The sequence below is a fragment of the Pseudanabaena sp. UWO311 genome, assembly GCF_006937785.1.
Lineage (GTDB): Bacteria > Cyanobacteriota > Cyanobacteriia > Pseudanabaenales > Pseudanabaenaceae > Pseudanabaena.
In genome coordinates, this window is record NZ_SJEE01000036.1 from 25,567 (window position 1) to 48,200 (window position 22,634).

A 22,634-nucleotide genomic window follows, 5' to 3' on the forward strand; every position below is an offset into this window, starting at 1 on the left:
ATAGACTATTCTCGAAAAGTCGAGTGGGGCGCGAAACGCGCAGCAATTCTCATTATAAAAATTGGTTTTGTTGAAAGTCCGCCTTTGGCGGACTTTCAACAAAACCAATTTTTTGGGTTGCGGCGAAACGTGCCCTTCGGCTTTTCGCGAATAGTCCTCCAGCCCCAAACCCTTCATGTATTGCTCGACACATACAACTTAAGAAATTTCAGTCTTGTCCATCACAAACGAGATAAATCCTGATAGGGTTAATTTGGAAACTGTAACTCAAATTTTTTGTAACCCACAGAATTCATGAAAGTACTGGTAATTGGTGGCGATGGTTATTGCGGATGGGCGACAGCTTTACATCTTGCCAATAAAGGATATGAAGTTGGTGTGCTGGATAGCTTAGTTCGTCGGCATTGGGACAATGAGTTAGGTGTTGCGACGCTCACACCGATCGCCTCTATTCAAGAGCGCATATATAAATGGCAAGCTGTTTCAGGTCAAAAAATTGACTTGTTTATTGGTGATATCACCAATTATGAATTTCTACAGAATACATTCCGTTGTTTTGAACCTGATGCGCTTGTCCATTTTGGTGAACAACGCTCAGCACCATTCTCGATGATTGATCGCGAACATGCTGTACTTACCCAAGTTAATAACGTAGTTGGAACGCTCAATTTACTTTATGCGATTAAAGAACATAATCCCGACTGCCACCTAGTTAAGCTGGGGACAATGGGTGAGTATGGCACTCCAAATATCGATATCGAAGAAGGCTACATCACCATTGAGCATAACGGTCGCAAAGACACACTGCCTTATCCTAAGCAACCTGGAAGTTTTTACCATCTCAGCAAGGTTCATGATAGCCATAATATCCACTTTGCTTGTAAGACATGGGGATTGCGAGCAACTGATCTCAATCAAGGCGTTGTCTATGGTGTATTAACGGAAGAAACTGGCACTGACGAGCTACTGATTAATCGCCTTGATTATGATGGTGTATTTGGCACTGCTCTTAACCGTTTTTGCATCCAAGCGGCGATTGGTCATCCTTTGACTGTCTATGGTTCTGGCGGACAAACTCGAAGTTTTCTTGATATTCGGGACACGGTGAGATGTATTGAACTAGCGATCGCTACGCCTGCGGAGGCTGGCAAAATGCGGGTATTCAACCAATTTACTGAGCTTTTCTCGATTCGAGATCTTGCCTTTATGGTGCAAAAAGCTGGGCAAACTCTCGGCATCAAAGTCGAAGTCCAAAATATTGACAATCCACGAGTTGAGTTAGAAGAGCATTATTTCAATGCTAAAAACACCAATCTTCTCGATCTGGGCTTACAACCTCATTTTCTATCCGATGCCCTAATCGACTCCTTACTCAACTTTGCCATCAAATATCGCGATCGCATCGATCAAAAGCAAATTTTGCCAAAAGTAAAATGGCGCAATTAAGCAAATAAAAAAGTACGCCGATGGCGTACTTTTTTATTTGCTACCACATAAATAGGATTGCAACTGCTAAAAAAAACAAAAGAATTAACGGAGATTCTCATCTCCTATGCTTTTGGGCTTTGATGTTTAGTCCCTGCGATAGAAGATTTAACTTAAAAAAAGAAGTATCTTAAATTACATAACAGAGTTATTGTCAAGCCCTTCTTACCGAACCTACCATGACAGCTTCTACAAAAAACTTGCGCGTTTTGGTGGTGGATGACCACGAACTTACCCGATGCACTTTACAGCTAGCACTTTCACTACAATCTTGTATTGCTGCTGTAGAGGTTGCAACTAATGGCAAAGAAGCGATCGCCAAAGTACAAAATCATGAACCAGATGTTGTGGTCATGGATTTGCATATGCCCGTGATGGATGGATGGACAGCATCCAACGCCATCAAAACTGAATATCCACATATTAAGATTGTTGCCTACTCAGCCGCCGATGGTGGAAAAGATCGAGCTTTGTCCAATGGAGCTAATATTGACGCTTTTTGTGACAAGGGAGCATGTACACGTAGCTTGCTAGAAGCAATCAAAAGCGTTGCTTAAATTCAATAAAAAAGAGTCGGCGTTTTACGCCGACTCTTTTTTATTGAGCAGTTTTGCTAGGCGACAATAGTTTTGCCGCAATGATGCCACCAATAAAACCAAATAAATGCATCTCCCACGAAATATAAGATCTAGTTGGCAATACTCCCCAAATCATTCCTCCGTAACCGATGGCGATCGCAATCGAAATAGCGATCGCTACAAAGCTTTTTTCAAAATATCCGCGAAATAGTAAATAGCCAAAATAGCCAAAAATTACGCCACTTACGCCCACATGAACTGAACAGGGTCTCCCAACTAACCATGTTCCTAAACCACCCACCAGAGCAGACATTACTGACACAAAATAAAAATCTTTAATGTTTCGCAGCATCACAAACCATCCCAGAACAATAAATGGGATGGTATTTGCCATAACGTGATAGAAGCCTCCATGCAGAAATGGAGCAAACAAAATGCCTCGCAATCCAATAAAGCTATGGGGCACAAGTCCTAGAGCGTTAAGTCCTCGTCGCAAGCCACATCCAGTGGAAATTACTAAGATATTCTCAAGGAGTACTTCATTTAAGATGACGATAATCCAAAAAGTTGCTACCAAAGCCGCCAATATTTTAACTTGAGTTTTTAACTCTCCACTAATGCCTTGCAGATTTTGCTTCACGATTTTTACCCCGTCAAAGTGATTGTACTAGGATGCTTTATGGCTATAGCCTAACGCATCCTAAAGGATGGTACAAAATCCATTAGTCTATAGTTTCTCGATAACTCGTACATTTATATATTGATCGTTTTTAAGTTTTTCTTTGATCCGCTTTTCTACTTCCTGTTCCTGCTTCTTTTGGGAATCATTTAGAGCCTGACCAATCCACAAACAATAACCAAGAATAAAAATTCCGAAAAATTCCATAAAAATTCCATGTGAATTTATGAAAATGGATATTACATAGTCAAACTTTATTCGTCAAGTAACTAACCATAAAAAACATTAAAACTTAATATTTAAATCATGGCTGTCGCCATGTCAAAAACAAAAGAGATTTGCTCCGCAAATCTCTTTTGTTTTTGACGTGGATCGAGTTTTGATACTTTCATTACATTTTATTTTTAAGACAAGCATTTTGTATGTTATGTTGTTACATGGCACAAGAGTGTCGTATCAATTTGATTAATCGCAGGTAGCACGTAATCAATAGCTCCAATTTAAGCTAACAAGTAGCAAACAAGTTTTTTAAACAAGTTTTTTGTAGCGGCTGCTCTAGTCACCTGCTGAAGATTTTATAGCGTAGAGGTTTTCTATTATCATGTCCATTCGCCTTTATGTTGGCAACTTGCCAGCAGAATTAGATCGCCAAGCTCTAGAAAAAATTTTCAATGAATCAGGTGATTCAGTATCGTTGAAAGTTATAACTGACCGCAAAACAGGCAAATGCCGTGGTTTTGGCTTTGTCACTGTCGGCTCTGATGAAGTTGCTGACGTAGTCATTGAAAAGTTTAATGGCTATGATTTCAACGGTGCTGTATTAAAGCTAGAAAAAGCTTTGCCTCGTACCAAAGGTAAAGCCGAAGATGGTTCTGATTTGGAAGATGTTTCTTCTGATGACTCCTCTCAGTCAGAGAGCGAATCTCCAATAACAAGTACAGTTGCTGCACCAGTTAAAGCCGCAGCAAAACGCAAAAAGCGTAGTAATAATAACAAGAAAACTACTGGAACTGTATCTAGTTCTAGTACTTCCTCTGAAGCCCATCAACCTGACCCACGTTGGGCATCTGACCTAGAGCGCTTAAAACAGCTTCTAGAAGCTCAGGGCGCAGCCAAGTAAAAGATAAAAAAGCCTCGCTTAGCGAGGCTTTTTTATAAAACAAAAATAAGATTGCGGTGCTCTACACCGCAATCTTATTTTTTAAACTGGTTGCTTGGGATAGTAGGGACGATCGTCTGTTAATGGTGGACGCAGCCAAAATCTGAGGGTATAGAACACTAGTTCTTTAATTTCTGTCCACACCCGTTCAGATTTCACAAAAGCTTCGGCGTTAAAAAGAAAATACTGTGGCTTGAGTCTAAACTGCTTACCAATTGGCCAAGGACATTGCTCACCTAGGTTACTGTGGCTATCAGATGGATAGCTAGCAGTGGTTAAAGATGCATTTAAATCTTGATTTCTAAAAGACAAGAAGGAACGAGTTGCCTCGATAGGAGAAGTGATCAGCAAGATCCTTCTACTGTTGCGGGCATCTTCGGCTATTAGCTTATTTTTTTCTAGAGATTTGATCAGTTTGCTAATTTCATCGCCGCTACTTCGCACCGTCATCCCTGATGGCTCAATAATCACAAACGGACGAATTGAAGAGATATTTGGAAAACTAGTCAAAGCACTACACATTTGATCAGCTTCAGTTAGGTCAACTTGAGGAATACCGTCGCTGGGAGCAGCTCGATTGGTAAAGTAGCCCTCATAGCGCGGGTCATACCGCAGTCCCATATCGGGTATTCCTGCTCGACTCGCGATCACATCTCTGACGTTTTCTTTAGTGCGCGTGGGTGGAGATTCTGGTGCGGTAAGACAGGCATATCCTTTTGTAGATGGGTAAGATGTACGTCTACCACCACTTAAGATGATGTACGGTTTTTTAGAGATTTCAGCCTCATTCCATAATCTGATCGCTTCTTGGAGTCGTGGCTCATAGGGAGGATTTTCGGCAAGGACGACTATGAGATCGTAAACTCCACGCCTAAAATCCAGCAACTCTTTTTCGGTCAAATCGCGGACTGGGCGGCGATAAGACTGCTCGATCGCATTTGAGCCTTGCTGTTCTAGGTAACAGGTAAATAGTTCTGAGGTAGCGTTGTTGGTAGCGATCGCAAAGATCAGTAAAACTATTAATATTTCTTTTTTAACTGTGGCAACTTTCTCGGCAGCAGCTTTATTGTCAACTTTCTCACCACTTTTAATAGTGATTTTTTTGAGCCTGAGCCAATAGTTAAAAAATAGCAATAGCAGCAAAAGCCCAACTAGCGTAAACGGGAACGTGAGAAACTCAACAACAGTTTTGGGGATCGGCTCTTCCACAAATCTGAAGTTAGCAAAAATGATCGCAATTAGCGCTGTAAATATTACTAATCCAAATAGACGAAACCAGTCTTTGGGAATAGCCCTAAACAGAATTACAAAAATTGGGATTGCAATAATCCAAATCAGAATATTGGTTAATAGATCAAACACTACCCCTCCAAAATTCTTTACTGTTGCTTGTTAAGTAAAAAACAAGAGAGAATAGGGCGCGTCGCGCCCTATTCTCTCTTGTTTTTTACTTGTGTCCCACGCATCATGACGGCTATTAAAATGTGTCAGTGCAATATGCTAGTCAATAGGGTTACATCTGTAAAGGGTTTTAATCAGGTTTTATGAGACTTTTTCTGACAAACCTATAAATTTGAGGTGGGACAAAGCCAGCAATTCTCAATATGAAACCGAATTTAGTGTTTCTAGCGCCTTTGGCACTAGAAACACTAAATTCGGTTTTTTGAAAGTCAGCCTAAGGCTGGCTTTCAAAAAACCGAATTTTATAATGACAATTGCTGATACAAAGCGTTGCTTCTCATTTATAAGTTTTAATAGGAGAGGTACTTTGTGCCTCTCCTATTTTTTTATATCAACGATATGCCCGCCAAAGAAGAGTTACGTTTACCCAGTTGGCTGCGACCACAAATCGGCAAAGCTAGTGAAATCTCTGAAGTTCAGCAAATTATTAAGCAGCGAGGGATTCATACTATTTGTGAAGAGGGGCGCTGTCCAAATCGAGCGGAATGCTATGCCCAAAAGACGGCAACTTTTTTGTTGATGGGCCCAACTTGTACTCGTGCTTGTGGTTTTTGCCAAGTCGATAAAGGTCATCAACCAATGCCACTCGATCCTGATGAGGCGAGAAAAGTGGCGGAGGCGGTAAATTTATTGGGCCTAGATTATGTGGTGCTGACTTCAGTAGCACGAGATGATTTGGCGGATCAAGGAGCTAGTTGTTTTGTGGATACGATGCAGGAGATTAGGAGATCGCGTCCAAATGCAAAAATCGAAGTACTAACTCCCGACTTTCGGGGCGATCGCCATTGCATTGAGACGGTGGCTTTGGCTGAGCCTATTTGCTATAACCATAATATTGAGACAGTAAGACGTTTACAGGGTAAAGTGCGCCGTGGGGCGAAGTATGACCGATCTCTATCGGTTTTGGCAATGGTGAAGGAGATTGATAATCGCATTATTACAAAGTCAGGGCTAATGGTGGGGCATGGTGAAACCTTGGAGGAGCTAACAGAGACAATGCAAGATTTATATGCGGTCGGTTGTAGTTCCCTGACAATTGGACAATATTTACGTCCTTCTCTTGAGCATTTGCCCGTGCAGAAATATTGGACTCCTGAAGAATTTGATGAGCTAGGGGCGATCGCAAAACAGATTGGGTTTGCCCATGTGCGATCGGGAGCTTTGGTACGCAGTTCCTATCATGCCAGCCAAACTATATAAAAGGTGGTGCGAAGCACCACCTTTTATACGAAATTACGCGAAAAAAAAGCGGGTAAATGGCAACGTCAGTAAATCCATTTCCCGCCAACTCTTGTTCAATGAAACAATTGAGACGCATATATAACTTCCCACGAAGCTAAAAGGGTTTTCATCGGCTAAAGCGCTTATTTGAAATGCTTTCTATATAAGCATTTTGGCTTGATTCACCAAATTAAGTCCCCAAGTGTATAAGTGAAGTTGTGCCCCGCAGGGGCGCAACTTTACTTATACCAAATACTTTCGATGCGATCGCTAATATCTATAGCAATATCGTGAGTTTCTGCCAGAATCGTAACGTGACCAAGCTTTCGCCCAATTCCCGATCGCGTTTTGTTATACCAATGTATATGCGTATTCGGGAAGCTTGCGATCGTCTTGCGTTTGTCTAAATAATCAGCGTCTATACCAGAAGCATTCTCAAACCCCAATAAATTAACCATTACAGCCACAGGTGCAACCATCGATACATTACCGAGTTGCCTTCCACTGACAACACGGAGTAACTGCTCGAATTGCGAAGTTTGACAGCCTTCGATGGTGTAATGTCCTGAATTATGGGTGCGTGGCGCAATTTCGTTAACGCTAACTTCTCCTGCGGCTGTCAAAAAGAATTCGATTCCAAATACACCGATCGCATCAAGGGTGGTCACAATTTGCTTAGCAATGTTTTCCACTTTTTCCATAACTTTGGGATCAACACGAGCAGGTGCGATCGTGCGACGACAAACTTGATTGGTTTGCAGAGTTTCGACAACTGGATAAATGACGATCTCTCCTGATTCCGATCGCGCCACAATGACAGCAAGTTCGCGTTCAAAGGGAATGAAAGCTTCTGCGATCGCAGGAAATTTATGCATACTTTCCCAAGCTGATCGCAATTCGATTTCATTGGCAATTACCCAAGTTCCTTTGCCGTCATAGCCATGTCGTCGCGCTTTGAGAACTAAGGGATAGCCGAGATGATCGGCAGATGCTAAAAGTTCTAATTCGGTTTCAACATTATAAAATTCTGGTGTGTGAATCTGATGATCGTAGAAATGTTGACGTTGATTAAGCTTATCGACGGAAATCGCCAAAGTTTCTAGCTTTGGCAAAAACAACAAGCCGCGATCGCCTGCTTGATTAACTAGCTCTTGCAGATCAACAAGATCTACAAACTCATTCTCAAAGGTAATCACTTGGCAATTTTCTGCGAGCTTGGCTGTGGCATTAGCGTCAGCAACTTTTCCATAAATTACGCGATCGGCAACATTTACGGCTGTTTCATCGGGTCTTGCGGCTTGAACGGCTAACTCAATGCCAAGATGCTTGGCTGCGATCGCCATCATCCACGCAAGTTGTCCGCCACCAATTACCCCGATTTTTTGCCGAGTAGCCACTACAAAATCCCTAAATCAATCTAAACCACAATTCTAGGTTACCGTGAGATTGGTGCTAATGAGTCCCTTTTCCATTGCGGCAAATCTCAATAGAGTTCTAGGACAAGGCGATCGCAGTTTGAGTATGGATTAAACTTCAAAATTGCGCGATCGCAACTTTTCCAAATGTTACTGACTACCAACAAAAGCAAATCCTATCCCAAGTTCCAATAGAAAACTACGAATGCGCTCAAGTAAGGCTTTCTCTAGATCTCGCTCCTGAGCATTTTGCGACAAAGTTAAAAAATCAAATGTGTAGAGATCTTTAATCAGTTGTTGGGCTAAATTGGATTGTGGCTGGGGCAAGGTTAAATCAAAATTGGTAATTGCTTTGCCTTGACGCTGATAGAGTTTTGTCTCAATCTGGTGTTCCAACACGGCACGACTCCAACCATTGGAGATCGCTTGTTGGATGTACCAAATGCGCTCTGGTTTTGGCTTTACCTTGTCGAGAAGAATGCAATTATGAAACCAAGGAATTTGTGCAGCAAGTTGCTGCACTATTTGTTCGTCTGTCCAAGCCTCGGCAAATGCTCGCATATATTTTAGATTGCGAGACGAGAAGCCCATCATTTCGGGAAATTCTTGTTTGAGATCTTTGGCTAGGCGATCGATTACCTTGGTTCCCCAACCTTCTTGCCCCTGTCGCTGCAAAATTTCGCGCCCGATTTGCCAATAAAGTAATACCAATTCTCGGTTTACGGCTAAGGCTGCTTTGACTTGTGCTGAACGGATGCGATTTTTTAGTTCTCGCAATAGTTGCTCGTAGTCTGCGGGGACAATTTGATTAGGCATAAATCTGAGAATGGAATATTGCAAGCGCGATCGCTACTTTCATATTTTGCCATCTAGCGATCGCTTGACTAGAGAACTTTTAAGCACTCAATGGTTCAAGATATTCGCATAATGTTCTGGGCTGTGGAATTAGCATTCCATCTTCAGCGAGAGACTCTAAATGAAAAGCGATCGCTTCTTGGATTAGAGTTCTGACTTCATCGACAGTTTCAGCGACAGCTACACAACCAGGCAAATCAGGAACATAAGCCCCATAGCTAGTTTCACCAGTTTCAATTACTACTGCATATTTCATAACCTATACCTCAATTTGTGCTTGTTTCCAAATGCTTTTTAAAGTCCCAATTGGTACATCAACGCTGGATTTACCCGCAACTGTTACTGTACCTGATTTTGTTGGATGTTTCAGTTGTCGATGGCTTCCTTTTGTTCTAACAATAACCCAACCATCTGCTTCTAACGTTTTTAATACATCACGCACCTTCACAATTTAGAAATCCTCATGTTTTCGATTTTTTGTTACTTTATTTTGGATAAAGTTGATCGCTACTTTCATATTTTGCCATCTAGCGATCGTTACAAAATCTCTAGGTATTGTCTTATTACTTGACGAATCTGAGTACAGGCAGAAAAAGCATCATTGGCAATTGTTTGGTCGGCAGATATGGCAGGGTATCGGAACTCAACAGCATAAACTGTTAGCTCATCAAGGTTATTTCGTAGATCTTCCCAACTTGGTTCCATTGTCAAGAATGCATCTAACAATTTCGTTAGGTCATGAGTTCTACCAAAGGCAATATTGTTTTCTTGCAGACAGGCTTTTAAGTATTTCTCTATGCATTGCTGACTATGGAAGCAGACGGCATCATAGTTTGGGTTATTTTCAACATCGATTTCTCTTTGGGCAGTTGCGAAGTCGCCTTCTGCTTTATCAACCCACTCTTGCGTGATTGGCTTCATGGAGAATACGACCTCTTTGGAGAATGTCTTGAATAAAAAAATCACCCATCTCTAAACGCTGTTGAATTTGTTTGGAAGTTCGAGCGATTAAATCCAGTGAGAAGGTAGGTCTGAGCTTTTTGCGGATTTCGAGCGCTTTATAAACTGGTAGCCCTTCAAAAGGCAATATCACCAGTAAATCAACGTCGGAGTCTTGATTTGGTTGACCATAGGCATAGGAACCAAACAGAATAATCTGATCGGGCTGAAACTGCTCGACAATCTGTTGGCTAAATGCTTGGATTTGGCTATGGCTAATCATTTTGACTAAAGATTAATAGCTTAATTCGTTTTTATAATAACATTAGGGCGATCGCTACTTTCATATTTTGCCATAGGCTAGCAAATATTCAGTTTGACTTCTCTCTGACCCAGCGTTCAATTAATGGCACTTCAAATTTATAGCATTTGTCATTCAATAAACGGATTCAAGATTTGAATATTACAACCTTCAAAATCACGAGTATTGCGTGTAACCAGAATTAGATCGTGAACTTCAGCAGTCGCAGAGAAAGGTCATGGCAGCATTTCCGCAAAGGGATTAGGCCGATCGCAACGTGGGCTAATCTCGAAGGTATAGTTTTCCGCAATACAAATCTGTCGTAATTCATCGAAGGTATCGGCTAGGGAAGTCCGTTTTTGCTGTTGTTGCCATGTGAGAAATTCTTGAAATAGGTCAGCACGAATTACCGCCGCAACAAAACGATCGCGCTGATAAATTAGTTGAGGAGTTTGTCCAGAAGCATTAACAACTTCCAAAAATTGTTCTTGTGCTTCTTCAATTTTCCAAGTCATAGGTTTTTAGTCCTTACGATAAATTGGTTGTTTACATAATATTCGCGTAATACTCATGAGCTTTGCCACAAAATAAATGCGCGATCGCTACTTTCATATTTTGCCATAGGCTAGCAAACATTCAGGTTGACTTCTCTCTGACCCAGTGATCGCATAATGGCATTTCAAATTTGTACTGGTTATTGACTTTCTCGATATTGCGCTATCCTAAATAAAGTTTCTTAGAAAGATACGAGGTGAGAAATGATTAGCCAAGTAATGGTGCAGCCATCGTCACTTATACCTGTAGGGATGAATATTGTTCCTTTAGGTAATGTCTTTCTGTTTCATCTCACGGATGATTTGCAAGATCGCCTAGAAAACCTTCTAGATCAAAAGAAAGCAGATTCTCTCTCTAATGAGCAAATTGCTGAACTTGAAGGTATTACGGAACTGTCTCGCATCTTTACTCTGATTAATGCCCAAATTGCTGAAAAAGCCGTATGGTGTCCTCTCAAGCCAGAAAATTTGTCCGAGAACGCGCCCGAAGTCTCTGTGAATACTGCCATTCACCAGAATATCTAAATAGCGATCGCTTTACAATGGAACATCTTCTGCCGCAATCTTTAGGTGGTACGGATGAGGTAGATAATCTTGCACTTGCTTGTTCTCGATGCAATAGTCGCCGCTACAATTTCATGACTGGTATCGATCCTGAGACGGAAAGAGAAATAGCTCTTTTTAACCCACGTCAACAAAACTGGTCAGAGCATTATGTTTGGTCGGTTGATAGATTACAGATTGTTGGCAAAACCGCAATTGGTCGCGCTACTTGCCACAGATTAGATCTCAATGACGATCGCCACAATGACAGATTTATCATCCGAGCGAGAGCGTTATGGCTCAGAGGTGGTTGGCATCCCCCCGATGGTGATCCTTGTTTGTAAACAGCGATCGCTACTTTCATATTTTGCCATAGGCGATCGCCTGATTGCGTCCCTTTTGCTTGGCTAAATACAAGGATTGATCGGCATAGGAAATGAGGACTTCTGGACTGAGATCTAATGTAGGAATTAAGCTAGCAAATCCCATACTCAGCGTGACGTAATCGCTGACATCAGAATTTTCGTGAATAATTGCGAGACTTGCGATCGCTTCTTGAATTGCCCGTACAACCTTGAGCGCTCCTTGCGTATCAGTATTGCTCAAAATCACCACAAATTCTTCACCACCGTAACGTGCCACTAAATCGGTAGAACGTTTAGGAACTTGGGCGATTGCTTGAGCAACTCGCACTAAACAATCATCACCGCCTTGGTGTCCGTAGCGATCGTTGTAGCGTTTGAAGTAGTCGATATCGATCATAATTAGTGCCAGAGAATTTTGGTCGCGTTGATGGCGTTGCCATTCTGAGGACAAATAATCATCAAATCGGCGACGGTTAGCAATTTTAGTTAACCCATCTAAGTTAGCCATTAATTCTAACTTGCGATTTGCTTCCTGCAAAACCAGTTCAGTCTGCACTCGCTTAGCAATTTCATCTTGCAATCGCTTCTTCTGTCTCTGAATCGTTAGGTGGGTTTCTAAACGAGCTACAACCTCTTCAATTTGAAATGGTTTCGTAATATAGTCTACTCCCCCAACTTGAAAGGCTTTTAATTTATCAAATGTTTCATCTAAAGCACTTATAAAAAGGATTGGAATATCACAAAGATCGGAATCTTCTTTAAATGCTTGACAAACTTGATAGCCATCCATTTCAGGCATTTGGATATCAATCAAGATAATATCAGGGAGTTTCAATCTTATGCTTTTTAGCGCTCTATTTCCACTAATCGCACAACGGGGAGTATATCCGAGATTGGTAAGTAATTCGGTCAATAATCTTAAATTTTCTGGTAGATCGTCAATTAATAGAATATTGCCCTTTGTTTCTGGCGGGAGATTAGGATTCACAGAATCGGAGTTAATTAGTTCATTCATGACGAATTCTCTATGATAATAGCTCTACCATTTCATCAAATTGAAATTGATGAGCATATTTTTCTAGAGTTTTCACAATTACTGACTCTTGATTGGGGATTTCTCGAATTAGTTGGGTAACACGATTACTGTCACCTTCTAGGGCAAATTCGCATATTTGCGATCGCCACTCCTCGGACATCACCGACAAATCTAAGAGTGTCATCGAATCCGACAAATCTATTTGGTCATTGGCAGAATCTGAGTAGACATATTTCACACCTAGATGTTTTGTTAAGGCAGCAAAAATTGTCTGTTCCTTAAAGGGTTTACGCATAAAATCATCACAACCTGCCGATAGAATGATCGCTCTTTCTTGTTCTAAGACACTAGCAGTTAGAGCAATGATGGCGGTGGCATTACCTTGGGTAGTGGATTTGATATACTTGGTTGCCTCATAGCCATCCATTACAGGCATTCGCATATCCATCCAAATCAAATGGGGCTGCCATGCTTCCCACATGACGATCGCCTCTTGTCCGTTGCTTGCTTCTTTTAACTCAAAACCTAATGGAGCTAGCAGTCTCACCAATAATTGACGGTTAATTGGTTTATCATCAACTACTAAGATTCTGTAGTCTGGTTGATTGGGAGCAAGAGCAATGACTTGACGCTTGTCAAAGTTTTCACCGATTATTTCGTTACCTAACTGGGTCTGGATTGAGAAATTAAAAGAAGTCCCCTTGCCGAGTTCGCTCGTAACGGTAATATCACCGCCCATTAACTGCACAAACTGGCGACTTATCGCTAAGCCTAAACCTGTACCTTCTTGAGACTCTCGACCAGATTCTGTTTGAGTAAATGCTTCAAATAATTTATCTAACTCCTCAGGTGCGATGCCAACCCCAGTATCGCTTACTTGAAAATTAAAGGTATAGCTTTGAGGTTCGGTATTTTCAGAGGAACTTATGCTCAAAACCACTTCCCCTTGTTGTGTAAACTTGATGGCATTGCCTAACAAATTTAGTAAAACTTGACGCAACTTCACTCCATCAGTGTGAATATAACGCGGTAAATTATCACTCCGATCTAAAATCAATTCCAAACCAGCGTTCTCTGCTCTTAGATGGAGCATATCTTCTAAATCGTCAAGTAATTGATACAAGTCAATATCTTTAGGATTGAGGGTCGTTTTTCCTGCTTCAATTTTAGAGAAGTCAAGAACGTTATTAATCAATGTCAATAAATATTCACCACTACGATGAATAATATTCATATTTTCGTATTGTTCGGGTGACAGGTTTTTCGAGCGTAGCATTACCTGAGCAAAGCCAATAATTGCATTGAGAGGAGATCTCAGTTCATGGCTCATATTCGCAATAAAAGCACTTTTCGCCTTATTCGCAACTTCCGCTTTTTCTTTAGCAACGGCTAGTTCTGAAGTGCGATCTTGAACGCGATTTTCTAAGGTTTCAAAAGAAGTTTGTAACTGCCTTGCCATATAATTAAATGAATTTGCCAGCGATTCTAATTCCGCACATCCATCTACTTCCACAAATTGCTCCATTTCCCCATTAGCGATCGCCTTAGCTGACTTGTTAAGATCCCGAACAAAGCGAGACATCAGCCGAGCGATAAAGAAACTAGTGCTGAGTGCCAAACACAGAGCCGCGATCGACAATAAAATCGTATCGCGAGTATTGATATTAATCTGCTCCATAAAGTCAGATTCAGGTATGACTACAGCAGTCAGCCAGTTCAGCCCATATTCATCCTTGACTGGTGAAACTGTAAGAAAATATTTTTCGCCATTATGCTGAAAATCTAAGCGTGTGGTTTGCTGAATCTTTGCTAAATCACCAAGTTGCGATCGCATTGACTGCACACTTTGAGCTAGGACAGGGTTGTTACTATCCATAGCCTTAATTCGATTTTTGTTAATGGCTAAGGGTTGATTGGCTGGGGAAGTTGCCACTAACTCCCCTGACGGCTCAAGCACAAATACCAAGCCTGATTTACCAACTTTTAGGGTCTGCAAAAATTCACGAATTGGCTCTATAGTTTGATTGGCTAAACGCGGCTCTTGTAGATAACCTTGCACGCGATCCTTAACCCTAAAAATTATTTCCTTTTGGAGTTGTCCAGAGATATCGTTGACAGCCTTCTGACCATTGCGAAAGGACAAATAGCCAACTGTTCCCATTGCCCCCATAAGCAGCACTGCAAAGGGGGCAATTAAGAATAATCTCATCGAGATCAGGGGGTGTTTTTGGGCTTTTAGGGGGTGAGATTTATCCATAAAGTACTTGAGTACCCTTCCAAAGTAGATTTTACCCTTTTCAGAAATTATCTCATAATCTTAAAATTAAAATTCGTGCGTGATGACACAAACTGCCTAGTTTTCAATACTCCAACCGAATGAGCATGCCATCTTCCAGTTGTACAGGAATATTCTGAGTGCGATGTTTTGAATCATTCATTTAGCTACAATCTCGTTAATATTAAAATTTTAGCTTAGGTGATTTTCTAAATTAAAACTACAAAATGTCATGTACAGTTCTGAATAAAAACACAATAGACTTCATTTACAAAAACAACATCAGAAGCTGATAATTATTTCATCTAGTTATTGTGGTAAGAATAGCATGGGAACAATGAAGGCTAAGGCGGCAACAAAACTTAAAGTGCGACCAGTGGATTCAGCGCAACTCACAAAACCTAACGAAACTATAGATGTCCCAGTTGGTAAAACCTATGGATTTGATAAATTTGAGCCAGCAGACAATGGACATTTCAAAGTCATTTTAGCGGCAGGTAGTGGAACTTACTTTGTTTTTCCACCCCATTGGGAAGGACTAGTACCTGACGTTCCTCAAATTGTCAGTAAAAAACAAGCTGAATCATTCTTTGGTAGACAAATTACTGACGCTCAACTTCTAGATTTGAATTCTTGCCTAGTTCGCTACAAAATTACTACCGCGCCTAGATTGCGGCATTTCCTTAGTCAAATTGCTCACGAGTCTGGTGGCTTGCAATATACACAGGAAATTGCCGATGGTTCTGATTATGAAGGTCGTGAGGATTTGGGGAATGTCAATCCAGGTGACGGGCCAAAATATAAAGGAGCTGGAGTGATTCAGCTTACGGGACGGGCTAATTATCAAGCTTTTAGTAAGGCGATCGCTGATCCTAAAGTGATGGATGGAGTCGCCTATGTTGCGGCGAAATATCCATTTACTAGTGCTGGATTTTGGTGGTCTAACAACAATATGAATGCCCTATGCGATCGCGGTGCAAGTGTCGAAGAAGTGACCTTACGTGTGAATGGTGGCTATAACGGTCTAGACGATCGCAAATATTACTTTGACAAGGCTCGCGGTATCTTTGCCTAACAGCAAAGGAAAAGACAGTGCCAAGCACTGTCTTTTCCTTTGCTGGATTTGATTTTTAATTCACAAAAGTGTGACGACACTTTTGTGAATTGGTGTTTAGACATCAAAAAAAATAACAACTACAACAATTTGCGACCAAACAAACTACTATAAATTTTTGAAACTGTTGCAAAGCAACAGTTTCAAAAATTTATTAATTATGGCTTGAGCACAATTCGCTTTAAGAAATGGAATCAGCCTCCTGTAGATTAAATGCAAGCAAAATATGAATATTAAGTGGAAGTCTCAACTGTTGTTGTTTATGGTGGCTATAACCACTTCGATCGTGTCGGCATATTCGGGGTTTCAGGCTAACAATGCCATGATCGAAAGTGCGAAGAAACGAGAATTGAATGTTACATCCACATTGATCCAGAGCAACATCGCTGAACAGATTAACAAAGCCTCCGCCCGCGCTTCATTAGTGTCTTCATTGCCATCGATCAAGCAAGCTTTTCGTGCAAAAAACCGCGAAGAGATCGCAAATCGTCTATTGCCAGCTATGATTGTCCAACGCGATCAGTTTGGCGTGAGAGAAGGACAGTTTGTTCTGCCACCTGCTGTCTCTTTTCTCCGAATCTATGCTCTTAAGGATGGGCATGGTGAAGATCTGAGTGGATTTCGTCAGATGCTACTGGTAGCTAATCGCACTGGGGAACCTCAACGCGGTATGGAAATCGGTCGGCGCGGGCTTAGCATTCGCGCAGTCTATCCAGTCAAAGATGATGAGGGGTTGATCGGTAGCTTTGAAATAGGCTTAAGTTTCTCATCTGTTCTGTCACAAACTAAGACAAATACTGGTTTTGATGTGGGTGTGTTCATCGATGATAAATTGATGACTGAGGTCGCCAAATTGCAGCCTCGTCCAGATAGTGAGCGCATCATCGGTGGATACCAAGCTGTTGAAGTGACTGAATGGGCGGCTCTCAAGCCATTGCTGTCTCCCGCAGTCTTTGCCAAGGCGCGTGATGTTTCCACTGAACTTCTCACCGTCAATGGCAATGACTACGGACTGGTCTTAGTGCCAGTGCTGGACTACAAGGGCGAACGTATCGGTGCGGTGGTAGCAGTTAGAGACTTTAGTGAATTCCAGAATCAGCAAAGGTGGGCACTCACAGGCACAGTTGCGATGGCAGGCTTACAGATAGTATTGCTGACTGGTGCTTTGTTAATCGTGGTTAATGCCATGTTACTCAAGCCCTTCGCAGCGATCGCAAGTGCCAGTAATGAGCTTGCTGATGGAAATCCAGCCCCAGATCTAGAAGATTTGGCAAACCGCCGCGATGAGATTGGCGGCATGGCGCGATCGCTACAAACTCTTGTTGCCTCTAAAGGGAATGGTAAGGGCAATACTAATACTAAAGATGCTGTGAAGGAGTCAAAAAATGCGTAGACTATGGAAATTTTCGCTATCCCACATCCTCACCATTTTTTTATTGTGCATTTCCTTTACTTTTGCTACCTATATTGGGGTAGGAGCAAACATCGCAACGACCGCTATCTTTGCTCAATCTAATCCTGAAGCGACAAATAATCCCACAACACCTGCACCTAATCAGTCAGTGGCAAACCCCACAGTTACTGATGCAGCAAAGCCTCCAGCAAACAAAGATGGATCTGCTAATCCAACAAAGCCGCCAGTTAAAGATAACGTCAAAAAAACTACTACACCAGACGAAAACCCACTGGGGATGAATAATCTTGTTCCTTTTCCTTCTAATGTGGCTCTTCCCATAAATGTAGGTGTAGCCTTATTTGTAAATAACATCAGCAAAATCAACGAAGCTAGTAATACCTTTGAGAGTCAGTTTGATTTAAGGTATAACTGGAAAGATCCTCGCTTAGCCTTTGATACTGGCGAAATGGGAACAAATCGTTTGGAGTTTGGACAAGAAGCAGCTGTAGCAAAATTAGCCACCATCTGGAACCCGCAGATTAAAATCACTAACATCATCGAGAAAGATGCTCAAATCGTACCAGGCTTATTTATTCATTATGATGGTGAAGTAGAGCTAATCCAGCGTGTTAAGGCGACCTTCGAGACCAAATTAAATTTAGATGCCTTCCCCTTTGACTCCCAGTCTCTGCTAGTAGCGATGTTGTCATCTAAATACAATTCTAATCAGATTGCATTGACGCAGGATCAGAATGATCTGAACGAATCAGGACTCGATCCAGACCTCAAAGTTAATGGATGGAAGCCACAGGGAATCTCCTTTAAAATGACGCAACTACGCGCTTGGAATGGAGCATTTCTCCGTCAGATTGAAGCTCGTGTAGGTATGAAACGTATCCCGAATGCGATTCTAGGCTCGATCTTCACGCCATTCTTCTTGACTTTAATCGTACCGACAATCTTTACATTCTTCGCAAATGTAGACTTAGCGCCCCGTCTAGTCGCATGGAGTGGCTCAATCTTGGCATTAGTGGCGCTTACCTTCACATTCTCAGTGCGATACCCTTGGCTCGGCAGCAACAGCCTCGTATCGCAGATATTCACCGCAGGACATGCCTTTCAGCTTATCTCAGTACTCTTATCGATAACTCTGTTTAACCCAGATGTAGCGAAAAAGATGGATCGGTTCATCGTTGCCGAACTCGTCAGCTATCTACGGTGGCTTGTTCCTGTTGGCTTCTTAGGTGTCTTGATCACTAAGTCTCTACTCACAGCTTTCGACTGGTAATGCGATCGCCTATAGCGATCGCTTAGTCTAGAACAAGCCCAGAATAAAAGTTCTGGGCTGCAAATTCATTAAATTGTACTTGCAATGAAAACACCAAGATGCTGTAGGGGCTTAGCATTTGCGCCATTATTTCTAGGCTCATCACAAAAAAACTTGATTTGCAAATGCTAAGCCCTCTTTGCTTTTACTGACAAGTTATCCCTACGTTGTGAGTTTTTGGGCAGAGCATTCCCAATTGATGAGGAACTGAGAAACTTATAGATTGTTGCGGGAATGCTCTGTCCCTACAAATCTATATCTATGGGCGAACCAATATTCCTGCCCCCTAAATCCCCCAATTCTGGGGGACTTGAATCTGTTCCCCCCAGAATTGGGGGGCTAGGGGGGCTAAATCAAAACTTCTCAAACACGCTCTAACTCTGTCTAAACAAATTTTTGATGCCTCGGCAAATATTTTGAATCCAAGAATGTGATTTTATTGACTTACCTCTCGGCTTTGTGGGTGAGGCTTGTCCATTCTCAAACCCAGAAATATTCCTTTCATCAGTAGCATTTTACAAAATCGCTATATTTTCAAGTACGAGATCCACCTTTGGCTGAAAAGCAGCAGGACTCTTTTTCGCAAAGTCTTGATAAATCTGCAAAGCCTCTTGATATGCCGACATTGCGAGATCAGTTTCATTGGTATTCCTATGCAAATTCGCCAAATTGTTTAGCGTATCTGCTACGTCTGGTAGAAAAGTAGCAGGATTCTGATTTGCCAATTCGCGTCTGATCTCTAGTGCCTCCGTATATGTCGATAGGGCGATCGCCATTTCATTGGCATCACTATGCAAAATCCCCAAATTGGTCAGCGTTGTTGCCACTTTTGGCAGAAAAGTAGCAGGATTCTGCTTTGCCAATTCGCGATAGATCTCTAGTGCCTCCCTAATTTCCAACAGGGCGATCGCCATTTCATTGGTATTCCAATGCAAGCCTGCCAGATTGTTCAGCGTATCTGCCACGTATGGCAGAAAAGTAGCGGGATTCTGCTTTGCCAATTTGCGTCTAATCCCTAGCGCCTCAGTATATTCCGAGAGGGCAATCGCCATTTCATTGGTATCACTATGCAAAATCGCCAAATTGTTCAGCGTACCTGCCACTTTTGGCAGAAAAGTAGCAGGATTCTGCTTTGCCAATTCACGATATATCTCTAGCGCCTCCCTATATTCCGAGAGGGCGATCGCCATTTCATTGGTATTCATATGCAAAATCCCCAAATTGTTCAGCGTACCTGCCACATCTGGTAGAAAAGTAGCAGGATTCTGCTTTGCCAATTCATGATATATCTCTAGCGCCTCCCTATATTCCGAGAGCGCGATCGCCATTTCATTGGTATTCTTATGCAAAATCGCCAAATTGTTCAGCGTTGTTGCCACGTATGGCAGAAAAGTAGCAGGATTCTGCTTTGCCAATTCAAGATATATCTCTAGCGCCTTCCTATATTCCGAAAAGGCGATCGCCATTTCATTGGTATTCGTATGCAAATTCGCCAAATTGTTCAGCGTACCTGCCACGTATGGCAGAAAAGTAGCAGAATTCTGCTTTGCTAATTCATGATATATCTCTAGAGCCTCCTGATATAGTTGTTCCGCTTGCTTGAGTTTGTAATGTTCTTTTAAAAAATATGCATATTCAAACAAGTTCTCGCCCGTCCGCGCCGCCCGTAAAGCCTCTTCAAAATATTCGCAAGTTTTCTCTAAACGATTTGGTAGGTCATAAAAAGTTGCCCATAGACGTGCCTTAATTAAAAACTCGTTCGCGATCTGCTCTCTACTCTCCCGCACATTTTCCCTTTGGCGATGCAGTTGCCTCTCCCTCTCGATCAGCTTATCGAGATCCTCAGTCATCTCCTCCGCCTTCAGCACCGCATCCGCCTCTCGAAATTCCCCCCGATCGAAATGCGCCTTAGCCTGCCTTAACCGTTCCGTATTAATCTCAATCTTGGTAAAAGTTTCATACAACTTAAAAACGTTACCCTTAAACTCCTCTAACTGCTCCTTCAGTTCTTGCAGTTTCTCAGCAAGTTTCAAACGCCTTTCTGGTTTAGAGGTTTCTTCCAAACTTTCCTGAGTTTCCCGAATCTGCTCCACCAATCTTTGATAATCATCTGATCGCACATAAATATTAGTAATTTGGGCATTATCGCCAATTACCCCAATATTCGCTCCTTGAGCATCAACGTTATATTTAGATTCACTCATCAATTTAGAGATCAGTCCTTAACGACCAAAAAGAACGAACAGAAAGAAAATAAAAACCTGTAGGGGTAGAGCATTTGCGCCAACATTCATAAATCATCACCAAAATCTCCATACGCAAATGCTCTACCATCTCCGCTTTTACCAATAAATTATCCCTGCGGTTTGAAATTTTCGGTGAATGTTTGAATTTAAAGGTGGTTTGGGGATTTTCGGTAAATGTTTTAGGTTTAGGGCAGAGCATTCCCGATCGCAAAGTATCTGAGAAATTTATAGATTGTTGCGGGAATGCTCTGCCCCTACATCTGGTCATTATTGATGATTATCTGCGCAAATTTAGGGTTTATTCCCAAAATTCATATTGTCAATCTTGGCGCGATCGCCGATTACACCAATATTCGCACCCTGAGCATTAATATTGAATTTGCCCTTCTCCATTGTCTCTTCTCCCTCCAAAATCTTCGCAATTTCCGCCTTCAAAGTCGCATTCTCTGGAGCCTCCAGAATTTTCTTTAATTGCAGTCGCAACTGTCCCAGCCCATCCGCATCATCAGGATTTTCCGCAACATAAACCACCGATTCCTTAGCACTGGGTTTAGCCTCCAAATGTGGCGATAGCTTCTTAAAAATTTCTTCAGCCCCTTTTTCACCCAACTTCTCAGCCCCTTTGTCCAAGGCTTTCTTCCCTAACCCCAACAGCGTAGGCAAATAAGGAGCCAGAAAACTCACAAGCGGTGTAATGATATCCATGAGAAATTATTGTTAAAAATTTATTAGAGCAGTCTACACCAACTTTTAAATTTTACTTATAGCGCTTTGCGCTCAAATCCAAACCAAGAGAATTTTTGAAAGTGCTGCTTTGCGATCGCCATCAGTAGTTCGGCAAAAAGAAAACTGTAATTGCCCAGATCCCCGACTTTTTTGGTGAAGCAGAACTAATCTATAGATTGCAAAGAAAAAGTCAGGGATCTTACATGCTGTATCTTCAGCTTTTTGAGGCCTAGCTACCTAATAATTTACTAAGGAAAAAATCGGCACTTCTGGTAATGCTTTTCTGCCATTGAGAAAATCCAGCTCAATCAAAAATCCATAACCAAGCAATTCTGCCCCAGCTTGTTTAATGAGCTTCGCAGTCGCAGCCGCAGTTCCTCCAGTAGCAATCACATCATCAATGATCATTACTTTCTCCCCGACTGCAAGAGCATCTTGATGCATTTCTAAAGTATCGGTTCCATATTCCAGAGAATATTCAACCCGAAATACTGCGGAGGGTAACTTTTTAGGTTTACGAACTGGCACAAAGCTACAACCTAAAGCCATAGCTAACGCTGCACCAAGGATAAATCCTCTGGACTCAATCCCAACAATACAATCGATCTCCCCAATTTCCGTATCAGCAAATTTTGTTTTAAAGCCTTGGATAACGGCTGTTAGTCCCTGAGGATGTGCTAACAAAGGCGTAATATCTCGAAACATGATGCCTTGCTGTGGAAAATCAGGAATATCACGAATAATGCTTTTAAAATCCATAGGGTTGCTTGCTGCTAGAGAGTCTCACAATTTTATCGGTATGCGCGATCGCATTTAACACAAGAGTATCGTAGTTTCATAACCTAAAAATAAAGAACCGATTTTTTGTGGCGCGTCGAAGCCACACCACAAAAAATCGGTTCTTTATGGAAATTTTGATGTGCATCAAAAAACATGCATGTATACTGTATGCAAAGTAT

24 protein-coding genes and 1 pseudogene are annotated in these 22,634 nt (G+C 41.8%); 9 read left to right on the forward strand and 16 right to left on the reverse strand.

The window, feature by feature from the left end; all coding sequences use genetic code 11:
- Positions 1–294 precede the first annotated feature (294 nt).
- Both PseudUWO311_RS20465 and PseudUWO311_RS20470 read left to right on the forward strand, forming a co-directional pair.
- Complete coding sequence (locus PseudUWO311_RS20465; protein WP_142657092.1) at positions 295–1,446, forward strand: UDP-sulfoquinovose synthase; 1,152 nt, start codon at positions 295–297, stop codon at positions 1,444–1,446.
- A gap of 218 nt (positions 1,447–1,664) precedes the next feature.
- Positions 1,665–2,042 (forward strand): response regulator transcription factor, encoded by a 378-nt coding sequence (locus PseudUWO311_RS20470; RefSeq protein ID WP_142657093.1) that lies wholly within the window; start codon positions 1,665–1,667, stop codon positions 2,040–2,042.
- Between the two features lie 40 nt (positions 2,043–2,082).
- On the opposite strand, the gene PseudUWO311_RS20475 is transcribed toward PseudUWO311_RS20470, so the two are convergent.
- A complete protein-coding gene (locus tag PseudUWO311_RS20475; RefSeq protein ID WP_142657094.1) occupies positions 2,083–2,703 on the reverse strand; it encodes a rhomboid family intramembrane serine protease in 621 nt (206 codons plus the stop codon).
- Between the two features lie 87 nt (positions 2,704–2,790).
- A complete protein-coding gene (locus PseudUWO311_RS24190; protein WP_190303590.1) occupies positions 2,791–2,949 on the reverse strand; it encodes a hypothetical protein in 159 nt (52 codons plus the stop codon).
- Positions 2,950–3,343: 394 nt separating this feature from the next.
- On the opposite strand from PseudUWO311_RS24190, the gene PseudUWO311_RS20480 reads away from it, so the two are divergent.
- Positions 3,344–3,862 (forward strand): RNA recognition motif domain-containing protein, encoded by a 519-nt coding sequence (locus tag PseudUWO311_RS20480; protein WP_142657095.1) that lies wholly within the window; start codon positions 3,344–3,346, stop codon positions 3,860–3,862.
- Positions 3,863–3,943: 81 nt separating this feature from the next.
- On the opposite strand, the gene PseudUWO311_RS20485 is transcribed toward PseudUWO311_RS20480, so the two are convergent.
- Positions 3,944–5,263, reverse strand: a complete 1,320-nt coding sequence (locus tag PseudUWO311_RS20485; protein ID WP_142657096.1) for a YdcF family protein — start codon at positions 5,261–5,263, stop codon at positions 3,944–3,946.
- A 438-nt stretch (positions 5,264–5,701) separates the two neighbouring features.
- Between PseudUWO311_RS20485 and lipA the strand changes: the two genes are divergently transcribed.
- Positions 5,702–6,562 (forward strand): lipoyl synthase, encoded by an 861-nt coding sequence (gene lipA / locus PseudUWO311_RS20490; RefSeq protein WP_142657118.1) that lies wholly within the window; start codon positions 5,702–5,704, stop codon positions 6,560–6,562.
- A gap of 260 nt (positions 6,563–6,822) precedes the next feature.
- On the opposite strand, the gene PseudUWO311_RS20495 is transcribed toward lipA, so the two are convergent.
- The 7 genes and pseudogenes from PseudUWO311_RS20495 to PseudUWO311_RS20525 form a co-directional block, all read right to left on the reverse strand.
- Complete coding sequence (locus tag PseudUWO311_RS20495) at positions 6,823–7,980, reverse strand: 5-(carboxyamino)imidazole ribonucleotide synthase (protein ID WP_142657097.1); 1,158 nt, start codon at positions 7,978–7,980, stop codon at positions 6,823–6,825.
- A 171-nt stretch (positions 7,981–8,151) separates the two neighbouring features.
- A pseudogene (locus PseudUWO311_RS20500) lies at positions 8,152–8,814 on the reverse strand (PDDEXK nuclease domain-containing protein); the annotation flags it as partial.
- Positions 8,815–8,893: 79 nt separating this feature from the next.
- On the reverse strand, positions 8,894–9,109 hold the full coding sequence (locus PseudUWO311_RS20505; protein ID WP_142657099.1) for a type II toxin-antitoxin system HicB family antitoxin: 216 nt from the start codon (positions 9,107–9,109) through the stop codon (positions 8,894–8,896).
- 3 nt (positions 9,110–9,112) lie between these two features.
- Positions 9,113–9,301, reverse strand: a complete 189-nt coding sequence (locus PseudUWO311_RS20510) for a type II toxin-antitoxin system HicA family toxin (protein WP_142657100.1) — start codon at positions 9,299–9,301, stop codon at positions 9,113–9,115.
- Positions 9,302–9,390: 89 nt separating this feature from the next.
- Positions 9,391–9,774 (reverse strand): HEPN domain-containing protein, encoded by a 384-nt coding sequence (locus tag PseudUWO311_RS20515; protein WP_142657101.1) that lies wholly within the window; start codon positions 9,772–9,774, stop codon positions 9,391–9,393.
- Positions 9,746–10,075 carry a nucleotidyltransferase domain-containing protein gene (locus PseudUWO311_RS20520; protein WP_142657102.1) on the reverse strand — a complete coding sequence of 110 codons (330 nt, stop codon included), beginning with the start codon at positions 10,073–10,075 and terminating at the stop codon, positions 9,746–9,748. The genes PseudUWO311_RS20515 and PseudUWO311_RS20520 overlap by 29 nt, the downstream gene beginning before the upstream one ends.
- A 254-nt stretch (positions 10,076–10,329) precedes the next feature.
- On the reverse strand, positions 10,330–10,608 hold the full coding sequence (locus tag PseudUWO311_RS20525) for a prevent-host-death protein (RefSeq protein ID WP_103669037.1): 279 nt from the start codon (positions 10,606–10,608) through the stop codon (positions 10,330–10,332).
- 243 nt (positions 10,609–10,851) lie between these two features.
- Here PseudUWO311_RS20525 and PseudUWO311_RS20530 point away from each other — a divergent pair, with 243 nt between their 5' ends.
- Both PseudUWO311_RS20530 and PseudUWO311_RS20535 read left to right on the forward strand, forming a co-directional pair.
- Complete coding sequence (locus tag PseudUWO311_RS20530; RefSeq protein WP_142657103.1) at positions 10,852–11,172, forward strand: replication protein; 321 nt, start codon at positions 10,852–10,854, stop codon at positions 11,170–11,172.
- A complete protein-coding gene (locus PseudUWO311_RS20535) occupies positions 11,091–11,534 on the forward strand; it encodes an HNH endonuclease (protein ID WP_142657104.1) in 444 nt (147 codons plus the stop codon). Before PseudUWO311_RS20530 ends, PseudUWO311_RS20535 begins: the two co-directional genes overlap by 82 nt.
- Before the next feature lie 16 nt (positions 11,535–11,550).
- On the opposite strand, the gene PseudUWO311_RS20540 is transcribed toward PseudUWO311_RS20535, so the two are convergent.
- Both PseudUWO311_RS20540 and PseudUWO311_RS20545 read right to left on the reverse strand, forming a co-directional pair.
- Positions 11,551–12,570 (reverse strand): diguanylate cyclase domain-containing protein, encoded by a 1,020-nt coding sequence (locus PseudUWO311_RS20540; RefSeq protein ID WP_142657105.1) that lies wholly within the window; start codon positions 12,568–12,570, stop codon positions 11,551–11,553.
- 10 nt (positions 12,571–12,580) lie between these two features.
- Positions 12,581–14,848, reverse strand: coding sequence for an ATP-binding protein (locus PseudUWO311_RS20545; protein ID WP_142657106.1), 2,268 nt, complete (start codon positions 14,846–14,848; stop codon positions 12,581–12,583).
- A gap of 346 nt (positions 14,849–15,194) precedes the next feature.
- Between PseudUWO311_RS20545 and PseudUWO311_RS20550 the strand changes: the two genes are divergently transcribed.
- The 3 genes from PseudUWO311_RS20550 to PseudUWO311_RS20560 all read left to right on the forward strand — a co-directional run bounded on the left by PseudUWO311_RS20550 (position 15,195) and on the right by PseudUWO311_RS20560 (position 18,664).
- A complete protein-coding gene (locus PseudUWO311_RS20550; RefSeq protein WP_142657107.1) occupies positions 15,195–15,941 on the forward strand; it encodes a glycoside hydrolase family 19 protein in 747 nt (248 codons plus the stop codon).
- Positions 15,942–16,206: 265 nt separating this feature from the next.
- Positions 16,207–17,373, forward strand: coding sequence for a cache domain-containing protein (locus tag PseudUWO311_RS20555; RefSeq protein ID WP_142657108.1), 1,167 nt, complete (start codon positions 16,207–16,209; stop codon positions 17,371–17,373).
- Positions 17,366–18,664, forward strand: a complete 1,299-nt coding sequence (locus PseudUWO311_RS20560) for a hypothetical protein (RefSeq protein WP_142657109.1) — start codon at positions 17,366–17,368, stop codon at positions 18,662–18,664. Before PseudUWO311_RS20555 ends, PseudUWO311_RS20560 begins: the two co-directional genes overlap by 8 nt.
- A gap of 554 nt (positions 18,665–19,218) precedes the next feature.
- On the opposite strand, the gene PseudUWO311_RS20565 is transcribed toward PseudUWO311_RS20560, so the two are convergent.
- The 4 genes from PseudUWO311_RS20565 to PseudUWO311_RS20580 form a co-directional block, all read right to left on the reverse strand.
- The gene (locus PseudUWO311_RS20565; protein ID WP_142657110.1) at positions 19,219–20,907 is read right to left on the reverse strand and encodes a tetratricopeptide repeat protein; all 1,689 of its coding nucleotides are present in this window, start codon (positions 20,905–20,907) and stop codon (positions 19,219–19,221) included.
- 4 nt (positions 20,908–20,911) lie between these two features.
- On the reverse strand, positions 20,912–21,217 hold the full coding sequence (locus tag PseudUWO311_RS20570; RefSeq protein WP_142657111.1) for a hypothetical protein: 306 nt from the start codon (positions 21,215–21,217) through the stop codon (positions 20,912–20,914).
- 23 nt (positions 21,218–21,240) lie between these two features.
- Positions 21,241–21,654, reverse strand: a complete 414-nt coding sequence (locus PseudUWO311_RS20575; RefSeq protein ID WP_142657112.1) for a hypothetical protein — start codon at positions 21,652–21,654, stop codon at positions 21,241–21,243.
- Between the two features lie 258 nt (positions 21,655–21,912).
- Positions 21,913–22,434 (reverse strand): adenine phosphoribosyltransferase, encoded by a 522-nt coding sequence (locus PseudUWO311_RS20580; RefSeq protein ID WP_142657113.1) that lies wholly within the window; start codon positions 22,432–22,434, stop codon positions 21,913–21,915.
- Between the last annotated feature and the right edge of the window lie 200 nt (positions 22,435–22,634).